Raw genomic sequence first — 21760 nt, 5'->3', positions numbered from 1 at the left:
CATCATGCACTTTCGACCGATCTCCTGCTTTGGGTAGCTGCTTCCAACTCACGCACCAGCGGCAATACGTGTTGGCCAAAGTACTCAACTTCTTCTTGAAAGTGCAGGAACGCAGACAGGATCAGGTCGACGCCCACTGACTTCAGCGCGACAATGCGCTCGGCGATCTGTTTGGGGGTACCTATGAGATTGGTTTTGAAACCGTCGTTGTATTGGACCAGGTCGGCAAAAGTGGATTTGGCCCAGTTCCCCTCACCTTCCGGGCTAGCTTTGCCTGCCTGTTTTGCAGCATCGCTGAACGCGTTAACGGCCTCCGGATTCGCCTGATCGATGATGTCCTGAAGTACGGCCTGGGCCTCTTCCTCGGTTTCACGTGCAATGATGAAGGCGTTCAGACCAATCTTCACCGAATGGCTGTTCGCCGCGGCCTTCGCCCGGATGTCATCGATCTGAGCTTTGACGCCCTCTACGGTATTGCCGTTGGTGAAATACCAATCAGAAACGCGCGCGGCCATGTCCCGTGCTGCACGAGAACTGCCTCCCTGGAATATTTCCGGATGCGGTTGCTGAATAGGCTTGGGTCGAAGTGTGTAGTCATGGAAGCGGTAAAAATCACCTTTGAAGGTGAAGTTATCCGTCGTCCAGATGCCTTTAAGCGCAGTGATGAACTCTTCCGAGCGACGGTAGCGCTCATCGTGCTCCAGCCACAGTTCGCCAATTGCCTGGAACTCGCCCTTGAACCACCCACTGACGACATTGATCGCCACGCGCCCACCTGTGAGCTGATCGATCGTCGACAGTTGCTTGGCCACCACTGCTGGCGTCCATGGTCCAGGCAACACTGCTGCGATCACCTTCAATTGTCGGTTGCCGCCAATAATGCATGACTGAAAGCCACGGACTCATGCTGGCTGTCAGCGCCATAACCAGCGGTGAAACGAATCTGGGTGAGCGCATACTCAAAGCCGGAGCGCTCAGCGATTCGAGCGAGCTTTCGGTTGTAATCGATTCCCCAATGAGTGCGCTGCTCGATCTTGCTAACGACCAAACCGCCACTCACGTTGGGTACCCAGTAAGCGAACTTGATTGCGTGCTGACTCATGACTAGCCTCCAATTCGATGAGGGAGCCGCCCGGCATGATCACCAAGAACGTAGATCCTCATCTCCTCGCAAAACAAGAGCATCAACTATGCCATCAAATATCCTCATATTTTTCATAGGGTTAGTCGGAAGACCTGATTTGATCGATTGTTGAAATCGCCCACCATTGCTGAAGGCGTGTTGCCAACCAAACATCTACTGTTCAAAAAAAACAGACAATGTCCTGGTGGCTGAAGCCTCATATCGATCTTTGTTGCGCCGCACTCTGCAACAAAAGTCGCCCAAGGGCAGCGCAGCACGCTCACTCCGCCGCCCTGTCTATCCGTGAACGGAAACGGCGTTACTTCATGGTCGGCATAGAGAACTCAGCTCCCTCACGGACACCTGAGGATGGCCAGCGTTGAGTCACCGTCTTCCTCTTGCTGTAGAAACGCACGGCATCCGGGCCATACGCATGCAAATCGCCGAACAGCGATCGTTTCCAGCCGCCGAAACTGTGATACGCCACCGGCACTGGAAGAGGGACGTTGATACCTACCATCCCGACTTTGATGTTGTCTGAAAAATAGCGTGCAGCTTCACCATCTCGAGTGAAGATGCAGGTGCCGTTTCCGTACTCGTGATCGTCGATCAATTGCATGGCTTGCTTCATGTTTTGAGCGCGCACTACCAGCAACACCGGGCCGAAGATCTCTTCCTTGTAGCAGCGCATGTCAGGCGTGACTTGATCGATCAATGTCCCGCCGACGAAGAAACCGCCCTCGCATGCCGACACTTGAACATGACGGCCGTCGACCACCACTTGGGCACCCTGCTCTTGCGCGCTGTCGATATAGCCGATGACTTTTTGCTGATGTTCACGGGTGATCAACGGGCCGAAGTCGTTCTGCTTGTCTTGGTAATGGCCAACCTTGAGCTTGGCCATCGCTTCACGCATTTTCAGAATGAGTGCATCGGCAGTCGCATCGCCCACTGTGACCGCAACGGACACCGCCATGCAGCGCTCCCCAGAAGAGCCAAAAGCGGCGCCGATGAGTTGGTTCACAGCGTTATCGATATCAGCGTCAGGCAAAACGATCGCATGGTTCTTTGCCCCGCCCAGCGCTTGGCAGCGCTTGCAGTTAGCCGCCGCCGTTCGATAGATGTATTCAGCAATCGGGGTCGACCCCACAAAGCTCACCGCCTGCACGCGTGGATCGTGCAGCAGCGTGTCAACAGCCTCCTTGTCACCGTTGACCACGCTCATCACCCCATCCGGCAGACCTGCTTCTTGGAGCAACTGGGCGATATAGAGCGTCGAGCTGGGGTCGCGCTCAGAAGGCTTGAGTATGAAGCAGTTACCGCAGGCGATAGCCATAGGAAACATCCACAATGGCACCATCGCGGGGAAGTTGAATGGCGTAATACCTGCCACGACGCCGAGCGGTTGAAATTCGCTCCACGAGTCAATATTCGGGCCGACGTTTTTGCTGTGTTCGCCTTTCAAAAGCTCAGGAACGCCACAGGCATACTCGACGTTTTCGATCCCACGCTGCAACTCACCCATCGCGTCATGGATGATTTTCCCATGCTCCTCGCCGATGAGTTGGCAAATCCGTTCCGCATTTTTTTCGAGCAGCTCTTTGAAGCGAAACATCACTCGCGCACGCTTGATCGGGGGTGTATTTCGCCACTCCGGGAAAGCCGCTTCAGCTGCGGCGATCGCTTGTTCGACGGTGGCTTTAGAGGCAAGCGAAACCTGTTTGGTGACTTCACCTGTTGCAGGGTTGTAAACCGCCTGAGTACGTTCAGTGTCGGCGACGATTTGGCCGTTAATGAGATGCCCTACGGTAGTCATGTAGACGTTCCTTATTATTGAATAGTGTTGTCGTTGCCCGAAGGCTCGGGATCTTGGGGTTACCAAAGATTGCGATACAGCTCTACGATCTCGTCAGCTGTGGGGACACGCGGGTTGTTTCCCGGCGACCCCGATGCGAGCGCCTGCTTGGCCATAAGAGGCATCAGTTCAAAAAAGCGGTCGCGGTTGATACCGAAGCCTTCCACCGTAGGCACCTGGAGCTCGTCGTTGAGGGCCTGCAACTCTTCAAGCAACTTCTTGTTCGCCTGTTCATCGGTATCGCCTGCACTGGCGATTCGCATGGCGCGAGCACAGTCGGCATAGCGCCCTGGCGCCCCAGGAATGGAGAACTCAGTCACCGCCGGCAACAGCATGGCATTGGAAAGGCCATGAGGAACGTGGAAAAAAGCACCAATCGGGCGACTCATGCCATGGACCAGTGCAACCGACGCGGCGGAAAACGCGACACCGGCCAAAGTCGAGCCAAGCATCAACGCTTCGCGGGCTTGGGCATCGTCATCCCGCTGAAATACTCTGCGCAGGTTTGGGCCAATCAGGCTCATCGCGGCGAGGGCCTGACTGTCGCTATAAAGATTTGATTTGAGACTGACATACGCCTCAATCGCGTGAGTGAGGGCATCGATACCGGTATCGGCGGTAACACGCGACGGCAGCGTCATCGTGAGTTTGAAATCTACTAGCGCCGCGACCGGCATGAACCCGATACCGACACACAGCATTTTCTCGTCAGTTTTTTCGTCAGTGATGATGGTAAATCGGGTGACTTCCGAACCTGTGCCGGAGGTGGTCGGGATGGCAATGAGCGGTAAACCTTGTTCGGTGACCTGACGAGGGAATTTATAGTCACGCATTTCCCCGCCGAACCTGGCCAAGATACCAATAGCCTTGGCGCTATCGATTGGGCTGCCACCTCCCAATGCAATAATGCAGTCGAAGTTGCCGTTGCGTGCATGCTCTACCCCTGCCTGAATCGAAGCGACGGTGGGCTCTGGCACAGTGTCTGAAAACACGTCAGCATCGATCCGCTTGGTGCGAAGCACATCCTGAATTTCACGTGCAAAGCCCAGCTGGACCATCATCTTGTCGGTGATGATCAGAGGCCGACTACAGCCAAGTGTGGTCAACACATCTGGAATGGCCCGACTCGCGTTAGCGCCGACTTGCAAAATTCTGGGCAGGACAATTTGGTTGGACATAGAGCCTCCAAGGCTTTCGTGCGTACGGGAGTCGGCCCAAAACGGGCCGTCCCTGTTCTTGTTTGCGGGATTTAAACAACGATTCGGATCAGCTCGGCAGGTATTCCAGGCTCCAGGTGTCGCTAATCACCTGGTTGGCCATCAAGGCTTCGATGGCCTGGGGGCTGTAACCGAGCTTGAGCATGACCGCGCGAGTAGACGCACCAAATTTCTCTGCGGGCCGCAGAGCGCGAATCGGCGCCAGGCGCGGACGAATTGCGAATGGATCGAGCTGAGTGACGCGATGACCACTAGGGTGGTCGGCGTAGACGCTAAATGAATAGCTACCGTTAGCGGTGCCCGGCAGGCCATCAGCTGCGCGGCTATAGCGCTGGCGCAAGTTGTCGATGTTGTCTGGAACCGCTGCAGCGATCCCGACGGCTTGCAGCCGTTGCTGCCAGATATCGCCTGCGGCCTTTGCGAGTGCTTCAGTCAAAAACGCAGTTTTGTCCGGCGCCTGGTCGATCCCCACCAATCCGGTGACAGTGTCCAATAACACCAGATCGACTTCCCTAGCGTCCAAGTACAGCCAGCCGTCAGAGGTTTGATAAAACCGTGACAAGTCGCTGTAGCCCATGACGCTTCTGCCAGATGGCTCATCAAATTCCCTGCGGCCTTTGTAATCGAAACAGAACGGCACCTGTACCAGGTTACCGAGCGCTGCCAGGGACGTCCGTGCACGGCTCACCTTGCCTATTCGTGATTTTTGATAAAGCGCTGCCCCCACCCCAAGCGCTGCGGCAAAACCACACATGACATCGATTGTTCCGACATGAGCATGCTCCTCCGGAGTCTGCATGCCCCCGCCGAACCGCACCATGATGCCCGTGGTAGCCTGGATCAGATCGTCGTAGCCCAGATAGTCGGTACGAGGGCCACGGCGAGGCCCGCCAAAGCAATCGAGCTGGCAGAAAATCACCTGAGGGTTGATCGACTTGAGGCTGGTTTCGTCCAACCCAAGCGGTGCCAACTGTCGATCTGGCGCGTTCATGACGATGACATCGACGGTCTTGACCAGCCTGTCGAACACCTCGCGACCCGCAGGCTGATTGAGGTCAACTAACACGCTTTGCTTACCACGCGCTGACGACATGCCAAACACGACGGTATTCCAAGGATCATAGTTGGGTGTAGTCGGATCCAGCTTGATCACCTCGGCCCCGAAACGCCCCAGAAACGAGGTGGAATGAGGGCCGGCGATGACGTTAGTCAGATCTAGGATGCGCACGCCATGCAACCATGCGCCAGGAGCTTGTGGCACGATTGCAGGAAGCTCATCACGTGGGACTTCACTCAAGGTGGCAAGCGCTTCCTCAATGCTCACATCACGGCGTGAAGCGGGCTCCAGCATCAAATGCCCGCTATCTTCAAGCCAGGCCATCGGGCCAGGTTGCTTCATGACCCCGAAGTCTTTGTCCACCACTTCGACGATGAGGCCCGCAGCGTTCGCATGCTCGTCATGCAACCACTCTTGTGTCGAGCGGTGAGGCGCGCCGGGGAACTGCCCTTCTCCGAATATCATTTCCCACTCTGCTGCAGTCTTGGTGAGAAATACCTCTTTCATGCGCTTGGAAATGCGCTTTGCCCACTGTTCTGGCAGTGGGTAAACACCTAAAGAAGCATCGCCTTCCCATTCAGCGAGCGGCAGGTAAGGGTCATCGACCTTCGGCAGACCTGCAGCAATCATCTCGTCGTAAAGCCCCATCGTTTGCAGGCACCGCTTGGCGTGGGATCGATGCGAAGGGCACACCGCATAAAACTTGCGGCCATCGGCACATTCATAGGTACGGTAAAAAGGATCGAGATACTCCTGCAAATCCTCGTAACTCAGATTCATTGGCAGGTTTTCAGCTCGCCGACGTTCAATCTCCTTTTCACGCAACGTTTTGTAGCGCAACGGATAGCCATCGATTTTGATGGAGTTGTAAGACAGCCCCTCCATGACGGCCGCAGCCAGCGGGACTTCGATCTCATCACCCAACCCAGTTCGCTGACGAGACTGCAGTGCAAGCATCACTGAAGAAGCCGCCAGCATCGTGCCGTACGCTGACGCCAGTGGCAGCGGAGAAAAACTTGGATTGATCCCCATCAATACCCGGTTCTGACCCATGTCGGTAAACACGCCAGACGCCGAAGCAATGATTGCCTCAGACGCGCGCCAGTCTCGACGCAGTTCATCATTGGTGGCAAATCCCGGAATCGATAACGTGATCAGACTGGGCCGCTCGCGGCGAAGCTCGGAAAAATCCAGCCCAAGGCGCGCTAGAACACCAGGGCGAAAGTTCTCGATCACGATATCTGCGGTCGCAATCATCTCGCGTGCATGCTCAAGGCCGCTCGGTGACTTCAGATCAAGCTTCACGCAAAGTTTATTACGATTGAGAACCGCGTTAGCCGGACTGTCCCAAAGCGGCCCATCGGGAGGGTCAATGTGGACGACCGTTGCCCCAAGATCGGCCAGTATCATCGCCACGGCAGGGCCTGCGATGTATTGGCCGAAGTCGATCACGTTCACGCCACTGAGGGGCAACTGGCTGTGCTTACCCATGATTCACCTTATTTTTTTATAGACATATCTGTAGTTCAGACACGCCCTCGATTGATGTTCATACTCCGCCGGCAACGTTGCGCTGCGGCAGCGTCAGGGACGAGTTGGGCTACTTTCAAGAAAAGGCCGGGGCAGCGAAAGCAAAAAAAAAAGGCCCTTTGGGGGCATTTTTTTTATGCATAACAGATAGGATTTATGGGTATATGCTTCGTTGGGAACCTACAACAACAAGACGCCATACCCAGAGCTCAGCAACATGAAAAAAAGACTGCCCCCTCTCAACTGGTTGCGTGCTTTCGAATCAGCAGCACGCCACCTGAGTTTCACCGACGCGGCCCTTGAGCTAAGCCTCACCCAAGCCGCCATCAGTCAGCAGATCAAAGCACTCGAATCGCAACTTGGCGCAGCGCTCTTCAAGCGCCTACCACGTGGTCTGGAGCTCACAGAGCCGGGGCTGGCATTTCTCCCGGCGGTACATGATTCGGTCGAGAGACTGGCGGCAGCAACTGATGAGATCTTCGGCCAGGGTCATCGTAAAGTGCTGACGATCCGGTTCAGTCTGGTGTATTTCACGCACTGGCTGGCGCCCAGGCTCCAGGCATTCAGGATGCTCCACCCGCACATAAACTTGCGCATCACCAGTAACATATGGATGGGTGAAACAGACTTGGAGGCTGACCTCGAGATTCGCTACGGCAGCGGAAAATGGCCGGGGCTTAAAAGTGAGCGGCTGACGTGGGATCGGTTATTTCCGGTGTGTGCCCCAGGGCTTCCATCGCAACACAGGCCGCTCAAAGTGCCGGCTGACCTGGGAAACCATGAGCTTCTACACGTTCTGGGCTACGAAGAAGGTTGGGGATACTGGTTGAAAAAAGCCAGAGCCGATCACCTGGACTACTCCCAAGGCATGCAGTTCGACACACTCATCTCCGCGCTGAAGATGGCCGAGCTTGGTCAAGGAGTAGCGTTGGCGCGATCATCATTGGTGGAACAGTACCTGGCCTCCGGACAGCTGATCGCTCCCCTGTCAGCGCGTTTTGAGACGTCTGAAGCCTTCTACCTCGTTTACTCTCCGCACAAAATAGTGAATCCACAGGCAGCCGCTTTTGCGAACTGGCTCGTCGAAGAAGCTCACAAAGCGCGTGAGCCTGACTGACGAGGACAGTCTGGAGCGGCGGCATCTCTGTGAAGACAGAGCACATGGGGCGCTTATAAAAAAAACCGATGGCTGTATCTGGCAGTCGCATTAAGCATTCAGACGCGCCAGGGCTGGGTTACAGCTTCGCGGATCGGACGACGGACTACTTGGTTGAGCGAGCCTTCATCGTCACCGGACAGGCCCATAGCGTTCCACACGCAGCCATCCGCGGAACTCGGTTGACGGAATCGCCTGCCTAGTGGCCAGACCGTGCGGCGGTGTGTGCTGTTGAGCCCGCCGCAGCCCTGACGCAGCGAGCTCCTGCTAACCACTCCCTCAGCGCTGCCGCGATTCAGGTGACGCCCTGAGAGAATGGTCAGTGTCGCTGCGTGTGTTATCGAACCACGCTGGTCAAGGCGTCTGCACCTGCGCCAACGCCCCCAATTGCTCGGGCTTGCCAGCGACGATCACCAGGTATCGACGTTGTCCTGTCACGTCGCTCTGCACGATCTGGCGAATCGGGCCAATGGTGTTGACGATGGCTGACCCCGCCGGGTTGGTCATGAAGGCTGACAACGGCTGCAGACTGCCGCTGCCGTCCGGTTTATCGGCCAATGCCAGTGTGTACGGCTGCTTGGGTTCCAGCCCGGTCGCGGCAGCTTGCAGCACTTGTGTCAGTCCCTGGTTGAACAGCGTGACGCTGGTCGGCGCCTGATCCGATGCCTTTCCGACGGCATTCAAACTCAAATGCACCGCTTGCCCCGCCACGCCCAGCGGTTTGAGGTTGTCGAGACCTGCGCCCTTCTCTACCGCGTTTGGCACATACGCGATGGCCTGCGGCGCCTGACCGATCGGAATGTTGGCGATCACCTGATTGCTTGCCGTGTCGATCACTGCAAAAGCGTCGGCGTTCTCCAGGCCCACATAGATGCGGCTGCCATCACCCGACGGCCAGATACCGTGCGGCAGTTTGCCGACGGGGATCGTGGCGACCTTTTCGAACGTGTCGGTGCGGTAAACCTGCACCTCATTCAAGCCACCCACGGTGATGTAGGCGAACGAGCCGTTGGCGTTGTTGACCAGGTTGACGTGGTTGGCAATGGGACCGATGTCCAGGGTCTTGATGAGTTTGAACGGCGGCGTGGCCTCGAACACCTGCGCCTTGCCGACGTCCTTGAGGGTGAACCACACCTGCTTGCCATCGGCCGATGCCGCGATGTTCGGGCAGAACGGGCTGGCCTGTGGCACGCGTCCGACGATTTTGTGATCGGCCACCGAGACCACCACCGTTTCCGGGTTGAACGAGGAGCAAACGTAGCCGTATTTGCCGTCGGGCGAAAAGATCTGCATACCCGGCCCCGCTGGGGTCTTGATGCGGGTCTTCTCCTCGAAGGTCTTGGCGTCGATGACCGACACGTAATCCTCGCCGCGCACCGTCACCCAGACCTCTTTGCCATTGGGCGTGAAAAACGCTTCGTGGGGCGCGCGGCCTACATAGGTCTTGTGTTTGACGGTATTGGTCTGGGTGTCGATGAACGACACTGAATTGGTGCCAATGGACACCACCGCCAAGGTCTTGTGATCTGGCGAAAAGCCCAGGCCATGAACCAGCACTTCGCCCTTGTACAACGGACTCAGGTTGCCGGGTTGCGGATCGCCGAGGCTGATTACACCGAGCAATCTGTTGTCGACCGGGTCGCTGACGGACACGGTATTGGAGAACTGCTCGGCAGCATACAGACGATCCTGATGTGAAACAGGAATGTCCTTGGCCGAGGCCTTACCGGGAATCTGGCCGGCGAAGATGGACACTGGAGCGGTCAACAAGGCGCAGGTCAGCAGCGCCATGGGGTAGCGAGACAGGTGCATGGGATTTCCTTCTTTTTTGTGAAGTCAGAGCGAGGCAATCAGGGCTTTGTCGCGAGCGGCGTCTGGGTCGGTGACGCGACGGAAGGCGGCAACGGGTCGCCGATTGCCAGGCGCATCGCGGCAATTTCCTGCTGTTGCTCGACGATGATTTCCTGCGCCATGCGTTTGAGCTGTTCGTTATGCCCGTACTTGAGCATCGTCACCGCCATGTCGATGGCCCCTTGGTGGTGGGCGCTCATCATCGCGACGAAATCACGATCGATATCACCGGTCGGCTTGTTGTCCATGCCCGCCATCATTGTTTCCATGGCGGCAGCGTTTTCGCTGATGAAGGGCGCCTCGGCGTTGAGCTGCTCGGCGTTGGCTTTGGGCGCATGACCTTCATGGGCGACAGCAGCGGACACGGAGCCCGCCATGAGCAGCGCGATACCGCAGCGTAACGAGCGGTGAGTGAGTCGTGACATAAGCGTTTCCTCCTGACGGTAAGCCTTCACAAGCAGGACGCTTGCCGAAAGGGTTTATTCCATTCGCTGAATTCGATTGGCTGGCGCTCGCGCAGGCGTTCATGCTCAAGCGGCCTCCTCCCCGGTTCACTGCGCCAGGGTGAACAGTCCGACTTCGATGCCTAACTGCAGCGTTGGTCTTCGCGAGCGTGCTGAGCCTGCCCGTACCGCCATGCGCGCGGGCTGATTCCGGTTTTTTGGCCGACAGTTCATTGCCAACCCTGACCCTTTTTCAAACATCCGCGCCGTCGTCAGCCCTGCGCTAAATGATATGCTTGCGCCACCTGCCCCTCCTCCTCAAGAGCTGCGATCAGACCGATATGAGCGAGTTATCCCCAAACGACATTCAGGCCCAACTTGATGCGGCTATCAGTCGCTCTGCGCTGCTGGGCAGGCCGGGTTTCCTGATCCGTCGGCTTCAGCAAATTCATTACGGCTTGTTCCTGGATGAAACCCGCAACTACAACATCACCCCTGTTCAATACAGCCTCATGACCACGCTGGGCACCCACGGCGAGATGGACCAGAACACGCTGGCGCGTGAGATCGGGCTGGAGCGTACCAGCGTTGCGGAAGTCATCCCGCGCCTGGAGGCTCGCGAGCTGCTGCTGAGGCGGCAAAGCACTGAGGACCGTCGCGTCAAACTGGTCAAGCTCAGTCGCAAGGGCCTCTACCTGCTGAAGAAAATGGACGCCAGTGTGCAACGTGCTCACGACCGGACCATCGAGGGCATTCCCGAGGATCAGCGCCCGCTGTTTCTGTTGCAGATGATCAAGCTCGTCGAAGCCAACAATGATCGAGGGGTTGCGCCATTCCGGCTTGGAAAGGCCGAAGAATAAACATTGACAGGCTCGCTCGGGCTGCCTTTGTCCGCCCTGGCGGTGCAGCGAAGCGTTATCGCTGCCCCCTGCGAGCCTGACCTTTCCCTACCAGGCAGCCACGGCACCATCGCTGCGGGGATCGGCTCCGCCTTCAAGCAGTCCGTCGCCGTGCCGGACGATGGCACCGGCGTGCCCCATGCTCTCGTCGTAATCCTGCAACACCGCCACGTCGTGCCCCTTGGCGGTCAATTCGGCCACGCAGGCGTCGCTGAACCGGGACTCCAGCTTGAGGTTATCGCTGGCATTGCCCCACGTCCGGCCCAGCAGCCAGCGCGGCGCGTCGATGGCGCTTTGAGGGTTCATGCCGAAGTTGACAATGCGGCTGAACACAGCGCTCTGCGATTGAGGTTGCCCGTCACCGCCCATGTTGCCGTACACCAGCGTCCGGCCGTCGTTGAGACGGGCCATGGCCGGGTTGAGGGTATGGAAGGGTTTACGCCCGGGAGTCAGCGGGTTGCGCGCCGTCGGGTCCAGGGAAAAGCTGCACCCGCGATTCTGCCAATTCAGCCCGGTCGTCGGCAGGACGATCCCGCTGCCGAACTCGTGATAGAGGCTCTGGATAAAGCTGACCGCGACCCCTTCCCTGTCCACCACGCCCATCCAGACGGTATCCGCCGGCCCCACGCCCTTCCCCCACGGCGCCGCCCGATGGAGGTCGAATGTCGAGGCCATGGCGTCCAGCCGGTCATGTGTCAGGAAACTCTGCGCTTCGTCCGTCATGTGGTCCGGATCGGTGATATGACGATCACGGATGGCGAAGGCACGCTTCGTTGCTTCGACGCATGCGTGCACGAACGGCGCACCTGATGCGTCCATCTCCGGGGTGAGCAATCGATCCAACTGCCCCAGTATCAACAGCGAAACCAGCCCTTGGGTCGGCGGAGGAAAGTTGTAGACCTTCCCTTGTGAATGGCTCAGCACCAATGCTTCCCGCCACTCAGCTCGGTGGCGTTGAAAATCCACCCGGCGCAGGGGGCTGCCCGCCGCTTCGAGTTCTGCGCAAATGCTCTGGGCAAGGTCCCCGTCGTAAAAGTCATTGAGCCCTGCCTGCGCCAGGCGCTCCAGGGTGTCGGCCAGCCTCGGGTGGGTGAACCGCTGGCCGGGCAACGGGGCGCGCCCAGCGTCCAGGAACGTCTGACTGAAACCGGGGATCGTCCCTAATTCATCGCACTTGCTCGCTGTGCACCGGCTTTGGCTGGCCGTCACAGGGATGCCTTGGCGGGCATAGTCGATGGCGTCGCCGAGAAGGCGCTTCAGCGGCATGCGCCCACCCAGCACGCGATGCTGCCACTCGAACGCGGCGTTCCAACCGGACACGGTGCCGGCCACCGTATTGGCGGCCAGCCCCCCACGGAACGGGATGCTGTCCAGCCCCTGCTCACGGTAACTGGCCAGGCTCGCGCCCTGCGCCGCACGGCCGCAAGCATCCAGCGCCAGCGGCGTTTCACCGGGCTTGGCGATCAACCAGAAGCCGTCGCCCCCCAGACTGTTCATGTGGGGGTAGACCACGGCGATGGTCGAGGCGGCGGCGATCATCGCTTCCACCGCATTGCCCCCCTCTCGCATCACCGCCAAAGCACTTTGCGACGCCAGTGCATGGGGCGCGACCGCCATCGCGTGAGCACCGCGAACCGGATTGAGGACATGGGGCATCAGAGGGTTCCTGTCGAATGGTTGATGTAGTGGTGGTGCACATCGATCGCGCTTTCGACGGTGGATTCATCCGCGAACGGCGCCCCGATAAGCGACATGCCCACGGGGGCACCGTCGATGTTTCGCCAAGGCATGACGACTTGTGGCAGCTGCGCCAACCCCGCCATGCACAACAGACTTTGTGAGCGGGCTCGAATGTCGTTGACCCGGGCCAGAGGCTCATCGAGCTTAGGTGCAGGGCCGGGGACGGGAGGCATCAGCAGGCAACCATTTTCATTCAGCAGCGCGTGCAGCAACGTCTGCGCCTGATGGCGTACCTGTTGAGCGGCCTCGACGGCAGACGCTGTCACCTGACTCGCCATGGCGAAGCGCTGCGCCACGTCGGCACCGAATGAAGGTCGCGCGCGCGTGACCCACTCACCGTGTTGTTGCCAGACCTCTGCGGCCTGCAAAGTGCGGAACGCCTCGGCCCAGGCTGCCAGTGGCAGCGTTCCGACAGGCAGTCGCTCGCATGGAACGGCCTGTTCCATCAGCCAGCGCTCGAAGGCGACTTGCAGGGGGGCGTCCAGCAGCGCGATCACGTCATCGCTGACCCAGACTCGCCGGGCCGCTGGAGTGGCGACCTGGCTCGGCGCCTGGACGAGCACCGACAGCGCCGATGCGAGCAACTCGCCGTTACGCGCAAACCAGCCGACCGTGTCGAAACTGGGTGCAAGCGTAAAACAGCCCTGGTTGCTCACTCGGCCATGGGTGGGCCGGATACCCCACAGCCCGCAGTAACTCGCGGGGAGCCGAATGGACCCGCCACAGTCCGTTCCCAGCGATAGGTCCGCATAATCGGCGGCGACCGCCACTGCGGACCCCGAGGAGGATCCACCCGGCAGGCGGTCCGGCGCGGCCGGATTCGTCGGTGTACCAAAGTGCAGGTTGATGCCCGCCAGGCTGTAGGTCAGCTCATCGGTGACGGTCTTGCCTACCCATCGACACCCCGCATCCAGAAGCCGCTGCACCACCGGTGCCGTGTCGCCTGCCGGCACGTGTTGTTCAAGCCATGCAGGGTTGCCGGCGCTGCAGGTCATCCCTTCGACGTCGAACACGTCTTTCACCGCCAGACGCGCTCCGACAAGGCGTGAGCTTGCAGCGAAAGGCGCCGACGGGAGGCTGGCTGCAAAGCCCTCGGCCATGAAGGCCCCATTCAGGCCGGGTTGTAGCCGTTCGTTCATAGGTCCATCCAACTGACATGGGCGGCGACGACACGCCACGCCCCTTCTATACGCACCCAACTTTGGGTCTGCCTGCCCAAGCGCGCTTCGCCCTGGCGGCTGAACACCATGTGGGTGATGCCGAAATCGGAACCGAAGCTCGTCACCGAGCGCTCCAGGATCTTACGGTCCAGGTTGGCCGCCGGGCGCGCCACACGAAAGGCGCGAATGGCCTCGAAGCCATACAGGTGTTCTTTGGCCCCGTAACGCAGGGTATGCGGGCTGTTCCAAAAGAGCGCGTCCAGGACCTCAATGTCATTGCCGGTCAGTGCGCGCTCGTAACGTTCGAAGGCGCAATTGAGTTCGGCCAACGATTGGGGTTGATTGACTGCCAGAGCCTCGTTAGGGGGGACGCCAAACAGCGTCGGGTCTGTCTTGCAAACGCCCCGGCCCAACAGGCCCTTCTCCCCTGCCGCATCGAGCATCGCAATCGAAACCAGAGGTGTAGGAAGCGCGTCGGACACGCGGTTGGCGTCGATTGCACAGCCCAACCCAAACGCCGAGAAGTCCGGATGGCTTCCGACCAACCAGGCGGGGCGCTGAGGGGATTGCGCAGGCAGCCAGCCAGCGATGTCCGTTGCCGCTTCAGGCTTGCAGAACCAGGCCTGAGCACCGAAACCTGCGGCATCGATCACGCCGCTGTCGCCCAACATCGGGCTCACGGCGCTGTTCCCATGGCCCAGTCGTGGTCCCTCGGGAACGTGCGCCGGCGCTGTGACCCATTGCTCGGGCCGGTCCGCCAGGCGCACTCCGGCTTCTATGCCGTTTCCCGCCAGTGCCACGACCAGCCGGGTCGAATGCGCTTCATCAGCGGCGGCCGTTGCATCGAGCATCAGGTAGCAGGCAGCCATCCATAGCGTCAGGAAAAACAACGGGGTTGCCGCGAGCATGGCATCGACCACGCTGTCATCCATCGACGCCGAGAGCACGCTGCGCAAGTGAGCAGTGGCGGCGGTGGTCCGGCTGTGCAGATCATCCCCAGCCTGAAGCCCCACCCGCGCAGCCTGCATCAAATCGATGTCAGCCTTCTCCAAGGCAGTCCGCAAGACGGGCGCCAGGTAGTCGTCCCGCCAGGCCATGCGTTGCAGAATCTCGGGCGCACGGCTGCCGAAGCGGATCTGCGGACCTGCGCCGGAGCCCAGCAGCGACCAGCAACGAGGCCCACCCGGCCTGGCCGTGTCACTCACCTCAACCAGGCTGGTCGAGGGTGAAATGACCGCGGCCAACGGTGTCACCACCCGATACGCCTGGCTGGACCGCAACGACACGGTACCGTCAGCGATCAACCGTTGTGCCTCGCTTTCATCGGTTGCCCAGCCTTCGTACAGGCAACACAACACCGCCGAAGACAGCACCGGCGCACTGGGGCGACGGGGGTCTGCAAAAGGCGGCCCCGCATGCAGCAGGGTCATCGCCTCAAGCTGCACGGCCTCGCGAGCACTGCGCACGGCGTGCCAGACCGGTCGCACGGCATACAGCCGTGCCAGCGCGGATGCCAGGGCCTGATCGTTGAGCATTGACGTCGGTTCTGCGGTCATGGCTGCGGCCCCTCGGTCAGGCGGCCCGTGGTACGGGCAGTATGGTCGCCGAGGCGTCGAATCGTTTGCCCGCCCGCAGGCAAAACACCGGCTGCAGCATCCGCTTGGCGATCACTTCGGTGCCTTCGTTGTCGCGCAAGAGCCAAGCGCCCTCCTCATCGGACAACACCGTCACATCCGCTTCACGCCCCACACCCAGGCTGCCGATCTCGTCGCTCATGCCCGCGAGCAACGCGGCATTACGGGTGACCATCGGCACCACCTGCTCAAGGGTCAACCCCAACGCCATCATGCTGACCATGGCGGAGACGAGGCTGAACCGCGAGGTGCCCGCGAACAGGTGTTCTTCATCCGGGTGCTCATCCGGGGTGCCAGCCGGTGCTGGCACGGTGGTGTTATAGCCATGCATGTCCGAGCCCAGGGTATCCGGTACCACGCCGGCGCCGAGTACCTTGGCGGCCATTTTGTAGCTGAAATGAGAGCCATGGCCAACGTCGACCTTCAAGCCCCGTTTTATCGCTTCGCTGACCAGCGGGTGCATCTGGCCGTTCTGCTCCACGAAACCGCCTGGGTGGCGACTGAAAGGATGGGCCAGCACATCACCCGGCTTCAGTACCTCCAACACCTGCGGGAAGATGCTGTCGGGATCGACTTCGTAGGTGGGCTGGTCCGGCATTGGCCACAACTGCCCGAAATGGATGTACACCGGCAGAGACGTCAGTTCGCCAATCTGTGAGGCCTTTTTCATGACGTCCAGGCCCCAGCGAGCAAAACCGCCCAGCTCGGCGTGAGCCTTGATGCCTTTGACGATGTCACTGTTGGCCAACGCCGCCTTGACCGTCGCCGCCACATCGGCGCACTCGGGACGGTACAACTCCGGATAGAAATGCCCTTCGAGGCCACCGACCAGATAGGCGGAAATGAACGACAATACCCGGCTGTGGGACGGCTCGACGATGAACTTGCGAAAACCGGGCAAGGTCATGCAACTGGCACCCCCTTGGTCGATCAGCGTGGTCACGCCGGAATGCACGCCGCACATATCGGCGTTCAAACCGAATCGCCCGGTCACATACTGGTAGACATGGCTGTGGGTATCGATCAACCCGGGGAGCACCAGCTTGCCGCTGCAGTCGATGCGCTCGGCACCGATCACCTGTTCGGCGTCGAGCGCTGTTCCGACGGCCTTGATGCGATCGCCCTCGATCAGCACATCACAGACAGTGTCGATTGAATTGGCTGGATCGATGACACGACCGCCAGACAGAAGGATTTTTTTCATGGGCTTCTTCACAGTGTCAGTGGGTGGGCAATACGAGGCAATCTGCGTGCCAATCCTTTCTATCGACTTTTCTTAAATTGGCTTATCTATCTGATTTAAAAGAAGATAATCGGCCGCGAAAATAGGTGGCATACCTTATTTAATTCAACGATGAGGATGGTTTACACACCCGCCGTGCTCCGGGGCAGCGGATGACGCACCACTCGGGCTCACTGCGGGGTATACCCCCTATATAAATGAGCCATGAGGGTGCGGTGGCAAAGCAGGAAGGTGAACGAGCGACGGGAGAACACGGCCGATGGCGGCAGTCGGAGCAGCGACCGTCGCCATGACGCCATTCGACTGAGGGTCTGAACGGCGTCCACGGGACTGACGAGGGGCTGCATTCAAGGTAAGTCTGCCGAGCGCCGAGGCGCCGGATACGCTTGCTATTTACCGCAGGTCGGGCAGCGCCGTTTCTCTTTCAGGCCGAATAGCCGACGCAATCGGCGCAGCAGCAGCGTCCAAAACATGTTGCCGAGGTCCAGCGGCGCTTGGGGTTCGGCAGGCTGGCGCCCAACAGCCTCCGATGCCGTGACGGCACTTGGTTCGGCCACGCGCGCTTCGTTTACTTCTGGCAACGCTGACGAAGCAGCGTGATCGACCGGCTCGACTGCAACGGTGTGATCATTGGCGGCTTCCAGGCGGGTCTTGAGGTTTTCGGCGAAGGCCTCCGTCATGCGAGTGGCCAGTTCACGAACAATCCCGCCCCGGGAAAACTGCGCCAGCGAGCCGGTGATCGAATAAGTGACCCCCACATTGACCCGCGTGCCGCCTGCGCCGTCAGGCAACAGTTCGAATTGCGCCGTGCCTTTCACGCGGGACCCGCTTTTGCGATCGCTGCCTTGCCCGCTCACCACCCCGCTGTGGCTGGCAGCGTCCAGGGAGATGTCGCCCTGCCCTTTGAAGGCCGCCACGATGGGGCCCAGCTTGACCGTCATCGCAAGGCTCAGTTGGTCGTCCTGGGGCGGCTCGGTCAGCGAGGCGCCCGGAAGGCAAGTGACGATGCCTTCCACATCGAGAAAACTCTTCCAGACCAGGTCTGGCGCGAACGGGACGCTGAAGCTTTGTTCGATATCCAATGCGTGTTACCTCATGAAAAGGGTTAGGCCGGCAACGTCTCGCGCCGTTGTTCGAGGACGCGGGCAATGGCCTTGACGAGCCCCACATACCCGGTGCATCGACAGAGGTTTCCCGACAGCTCATGGCGAATACGGGCCTCGTCGGCGTCAGGAATGCGCAGCACGATGTCTCTTGCCGTTGCCAGCATGCCTGGCGTGCAGTAGCCGCACTGCAACGCGTGCTCGGCAGAAAAGGCAGCGCGCAGTTGCACCATGACCTGATCGTCATCGAAGTCCTCGATGCTGCGAACCTCAGCACCGCTGCAGGCCACGGCGTAGACGATGCACGAGCGCATCGGTGCGCCATCGATCATCACGGTGCAGGCACCGCACACACCTTGCTCGCAACCTATGTTGGTGCCGGTCAGCAGCCGCTCTTCGCGCAGGAAGTCGGCCAAGTGAGTGCGAGGTTCGACGTCGGCGCTGATCGCCTTGCCGTTCACCTTGAGTTCGAGTCGGGTCATAAGGAAGCTCCTGGCAGCCGCGACAGCTGTTGCGCGGCACGGCGAAGTGCAACGAGATGGGTGTGGTATTCGTAACTGTCAGCCTCGATACCCGCGGCGAGCAGCCAAGGCTTGGCGAGCTCATCGTCCCAGCCGTCGATGAGCCCCCCAGCCTGCTCGATGACCAGAGGCGGCCCGTCTACGGCACCAATGATGGCCCGGCGTACCCCCCTGACAGGGTCGTCCATGAACGCGGCAATGGCTTCGGCGAACTCACCGGTCTTGCGGTTGAATTTGTAGTAGCTCCAGCGCGCCTGGCTGCTGACTTTGGGGATGCGTACCGCGCAAATGAGTTCGTCCTCGGCCAGGTGCGTGGTGAACGCGCCCAGCATGAAGCCGTCGGCCTTGACGGTCCGTTCACCTTCAGGGCCCAGCAGCATGATGTCCGCGTCCAGCAAGGCCATCACATTCACCCAATCGGCGGCAGGGTCGGCGTGGGCAAGGCTGCCACCGAGAGTTCCCCGGTTGCGGACCGCGCGGTACGCAATGCCGCGGGCCACGAAGGGCATCAGCCCCGCGGACGCATCGGGCACGCGGCCGTCTTCGATGGCGGCATGGGTCGTCGCGGCGCCGAGCACCACGCTGTCGGCCAGATCCTGCACCTGATTCAACTCGGGCAGGCGACGCACATCGACCAATTGTTCGGGTTGCACCAGGCGAAGGTTCATCATCGGCCCCAGTGACTGGCTGCCCGCGACCACCTTGCCCATGCCATCTCCCGCCTTGAGCAGCCTGACCGCGTCGGCGGCAGTGGGCGGGAGCTGGTAATCGAACGCTATGGATTTCATGAAATCACCTCCATGGGCCGGGCGGTGTCGGCCTTACGCCGCTTGGCGGCCAGCGCGGCACACACCGCACGCGGTGAAAGGGGCAGTCGTGAGACTTCGACGCCAAGCGGGCGCAACGCGTCGTTGATGGCGTTGGCAATCGCAGCCGGGGAGCCGATCGCGCCGCTTTCACCGATCCCCTTCTGGCCGAAGGTGGTGTAAGGCGCCAAGGTTTCCATGTGCTCGATACGGATGGCGGGCACTTCCGTCGCGCCGGGCAGGATGTAATCGGCAAGGGTCGACGCTAGGGGCTGGCCCTCTTCGCTGTAGATCATTTCTTCGTAAAGGGCGGTCCCGATCCCCTGCGCTGCCCCGCCATACACCTGGCCATCAACCACCATCGGGTTGATGAGTTTGCCGCCGTCTTCGACGATGACGTAATCGAGGATGTCGGTTTTGCCCAGTTCCGGGTCCACGGCGACGACGACTGCGTGGCAGGCGTAACTGAACGTCCCAGTGTCGCGCTGAGCCTGATACGTCGTATGGACTTCCAGCCCACCCGCGTCGGTATCGGCTGGCAACCGCTGGGGTTGCAGGTACCAGATCCGGCTCAATTCGTTCAGCCCGATCCGACCCGAGGGGCCCGCCACACCGCCATCACGCCAGGTCACACTGTCGGCAGGATCGTTCAGCAGATGGGTGCCGACATGCTGCAGCCTGTCCCGCAGGATCTTGCAGCCCTGGGCCACCGCGCCGCCGGCCATGACGATCGACCGCGAGCCCCATGTCCCCGTGGAGTACGGGGTCATGCCGGTGTCCCCCAGTACGATGCGAACCCGTTGCGGATCGATGCCCAATACCTCGTTGGCAATCTGCGCCAAGGTGGTCTCCATGCTCTGCCCATGGGAATGCACCCCTGCGCGGACTTCCAGGATGCCGTCCGGCGTCAGCCTCAGCGAGGCCGGTTCCCGGCCCGGCACCATGGGAATTCCCCAGCCGAAATACACCGACGTGCCATGGGCGCCCTGCTCACAGAACACCGCCATGCCGACACCGATCAGGCGGCCATCCGGTTCGCCCTGGCGTTGACGCGCGCGCACTGCCGCCAAATCGATCGCTTGAGTCGCACGCCGCACCGCTTCGGGGTAATCGCCACTGTCGAAGTGCTTGCGGGTGATGTTGTCGAACGGCATTTCCTCAGGCAGGACGAGGTTGCGCAAACGCACTTCGTAGGGCTCGAGGCCAGCCTCGACGGCAATGGCGTCCATGACCGTCTCGATGGCATAGCACACGCCGGTTCGGGCCACGCCTCGATAAGGCAGAATCGGCGGCTTGTTGGTGGCCACCGACCAGGTGCGGCACCGGTAGCGCTCCATCTTGTAGGGGCCGGGCAGAATGCTGGCGACCTGCGCGGCTTCCAGGCATGCCGAAAACGGGTACGAGGAGTAGGCCCCAGAATCGACGTGGGCTTCACAATCGATCGCCAGCAATCGCCCGTCGCGATCGGCGTAAGCGTGGATGTCATAGTGGTGCTCACGGCAGTTGGCGTTCGCGATCAATTGCTCGCGGCGGTCCTCGATCCAGCGCACCGGGTGGTCCAGGTGCATGGCCAACCATGCCACGCAGACTTCCTCCGGAAGCAGAATGCCCTTGTAACCGAACCCGCCGCCGACGTCGGGCGAAATCACCCGGATGCTGCCCTCGTCCAGGCCCAGGCAACCTGCCAGACCCGTGCGGTTGATGTGAGGCATTTGCGCGGACGTGTACACCACCAGTTGGCTCAGGCGCCTGTCCCAGTGGGCCACCACGCCCCTGCCCTCCATCGGCGCCATGCTTTGCCGGGCCGTGCGCAGGACGCGGTGCACGTGGATCGCGGCGCGTTCCCGGATGTCGCTCAGGTCGGCATCCACATGGGTTTCGAGGAACACGTTATCCCCCCACTCCTCATGGACCAAGGCAGAGTCCGCCGTTCGCGCCGCCAGCATGTCCACGACGGCAGGCAGCTCATCGAAATCGACGAACGTCGCGCCAGCGATGTCCTCGGCTTCGGCCCGGGTATCCGCCACGCACATCGCGATCATTTCACCGACCTGGCGCACTTTTCCGTTCGCCAGTACCGGTTGCGCGGAAGATTTGAACCCAGCCAACCCCGAGTTGGCGACGATCGGCTTGACGCCGACAAGGTCGTCGAGGGTAAAGACGGCATTTTCCTGGCCCAGGGGTTTCTCGATCTGCAGAATGCGCCCATGGGCCACCGGGCTACGGACAAACGCAACATCACGCATCCCCGGCAGGCGGATATTGGCGATGTAGTTACCACGTCCGCGCAGGAAGCGGTCGTCTTCCTTGCGCAGCAGCGATGCGCCGACACCTTGGCTGGATGATTGCGGCAACACAGTCATGATTCGCCTCTCTACGGCACGACGCCTCGAACTCCGCGCCATGCCTGTCGTTGGGTAAG

Annotated in this window: 15 protein-coding genes and 1 pseudogene; 2 read left to right on the top strand and 14 right to left on the bottom strand. The window is 60.3% G+C overall.

The window, feature by feature from the left end; translation table 11 throughout:
- Positions 1–2: 2 nt before the first annotated feature.
- The 4 genes and pseudogenes from sfnG to DBP26_RS04935 all read right to left on the bottom strand — a co-directional run bounded on the left by sfnG (position 3) and on the right by DBP26_RS04935 (position 6743).
- Positions 3–1102, bottom strand: a pseudogene (gene sfnG / locus DBP26_RS04950) (dimethylsulfone monooxygenase SfnG).
- 340 nt (positions 1103–1442) lie between these two features.
- Entirely contained in the window at positions 1443–2939 is a 1497-nt protein-coding gene (locus DBP26_RS04945) for a CoA-acylating methylmalonate-semialdehyde dehydrogenase (protein ID WP_108236679.1), read from the bottom strand.
- 59 nt (positions 2940–2998) lie between these two features.
- Entirely contained in the window at positions 2999–4156 is a 1158-nt protein-coding gene (locus tag DBP26_RS04940) for an iron-containing alcohol dehydrogenase (protein WP_108236680.1), read from the bottom strand.
- An 88-nt stretch (positions 4157–4244) separates the two neighbouring features.
- Positions 4245–6743: a CoA transferase gene (locus DBP26_RS04935; RefSeq protein ID WP_108236681.1), complete on the bottom strand. Its 2499-nt coding sequence runs from the start codon at positions 6741–6743 to the stop codon at positions 4245–4247.
- 256 nt (positions 6744–6999) lie between these two features.
- Here DBP26_RS04935 and gcvA point away from each other — a divergent pair, with 256 nt between their 5' ends.
- Positions 7000–7899 carry a transcriptional regulator GcvA gene (gene gcvA / locus DBP26_RS04930; RefSeq protein ID WP_108236682.1) on the top strand — a complete coding sequence of 300 codons (900 nt, stop codon included), beginning with the start codon at positions 7000–7002 and terminating at the stop codon, positions 7897–7899.
- 393 nt (positions 7900–8292) lie between these two features.
- Here gcvA and DBP26_RS04925 read toward each other — a convergent pair whose 3' ends face one another.
- Entirely contained in the window at positions 8293–9750 is a 1458-nt protein-coding gene (locus tag DBP26_RS04925) for a YncE family protein (RefSeq protein ID WP_108236683.1), read from the bottom strand.
- A 38-nt stretch (positions 9751–9788) separates the two neighbouring features.
- Positions 9789–10214, bottom strand: a complete 426-nt coding sequence (locus tag DBP26_RS04920; RefSeq protein ID WP_177411008.1) for a DUF305 domain-containing protein — start codon at positions 10212–10214, stop codon at positions 9789–9791.
- Between the two features lie 359 nt (positions 10215–10573).
- On the opposite strand from DBP26_RS04920, the gene DBP26_RS04915 reads away from it, so the two are divergent.
- Positions 10574–11092 (top strand): MarR family transcriptional regulator, encoded by a 519-nt coding sequence (locus DBP26_RS04915; RefSeq protein WP_108236684.1) that lies wholly within the window; start codon positions 10574–10576, stop codon positions 11090–11092.
- A gap of 87 nt (positions 11093–11179) precedes the next feature.
- On the opposite strand, the gene DBP26_RS04910 is transcribed toward DBP26_RS04915, so the two are convergent.
- The 8 genes from DBP26_RS04910 to DBP26_RS04875 form a co-directional block, all read right to left on the bottom strand.
- Positions 11180–12787, bottom strand: a complete 1608-nt coding sequence (locus tag DBP26_RS04910) for a gamma-glutamyltransferase family protein (protein WP_256600681.1) — start codon at positions 12785–12787, stop codon at positions 11180–11182.
- On the bottom strand, positions 12787–14010 hold the full coding sequence (locus DBP26_RS04905; protein ID WP_108236685.1) for an amidase: 1224 nt from the start codon (positions 14008–14010) through the stop codon (positions 12787–12789). Before DBP26_RS04905 ends, DBP26_RS04910 begins: the two co-directional genes overlap by 1 nt.
- Positions 14007–15587, bottom strand: a complete 1581-nt coding sequence (hpxZ, locus tag DBP26_RS04900; RefSeq protein ID WP_218565097.1) for an oxalurate catabolism protein HpxZ — start codon at positions 15585–15587, stop codon at positions 14007–14009. The genes DBP26_RS04905 and hpxZ overlap by 4 nt, the downstream gene beginning before the upstream one ends.
- Positions 15588–15603: 16 nt before the next feature.
- Positions 15604–16869, bottom strand: a complete 1266-nt coding sequence (locus DBP26_RS04895) for an amidohydrolase/deacetylase family metallohydrolase (protein WP_108236686.1) — start codon at positions 16867–16869, stop codon at positions 15604–15606.
- Between the two features lie 428 nt (positions 16870–17297).
- The gene (locus DBP26_RS04890; protein WP_108236687.1) at positions 17298–17990 is read right to left on the bottom strand and encodes an SRPBCC family protein; all 693 of its coding nucleotides are present in this window, start codon (positions 17988–17990) and stop codon (positions 17298–17300) included.
- 23 nt (positions 17991–18013) lie between these two features.
- On the bottom strand, positions 18014–18493 hold the full coding sequence (locus DBP26_RS04885; protein WP_108236688.1) for a (2Fe-2S)-binding protein: 480 nt from the start codon (positions 18491–18493) through the stop codon (positions 18014–18016).
- The gene (locus DBP26_RS04880; RefSeq protein ID WP_108236689.1) at positions 18490–19320 is read right to left on the bottom strand and encodes an FAD binding domain-containing protein; all 831 of its coding nucleotides are present in this window, start codon (positions 19318–19320) and stop codon (positions 18490–18492) included. Before DBP26_RS04880 ends, DBP26_RS04885 begins: the two co-directional genes overlap by 4 nt.
- Complete coding sequence (locus tag DBP26_RS04875; protein WP_108236690.1) at positions 19317–21701, bottom strand: xanthine dehydrogenase family protein molybdopterin-binding subunit; 2385 nt, start codon at positions 21699–21701, stop codon at positions 19317–19319. Before DBP26_RS04875 ends, DBP26_RS04880 begins: the two co-directional genes overlap by 4 nt.
- Positions 21702–21760: the final 59 nt, after the last annotated feature.

It is taken from the genome of Pseudomonas sp. RIT409 (assembly GCF_003052515.2).
GTDB lineage: Bacteria > Pseudomonadota > Gammaproteobacteria > Pseudomonadales > Pseudomonadaceae > Aquipseudomonas.
Note: the sequence above shows the minus strand (reverse complement) of the source record. Positions and strands in the feature narration are given on the sequence as shown.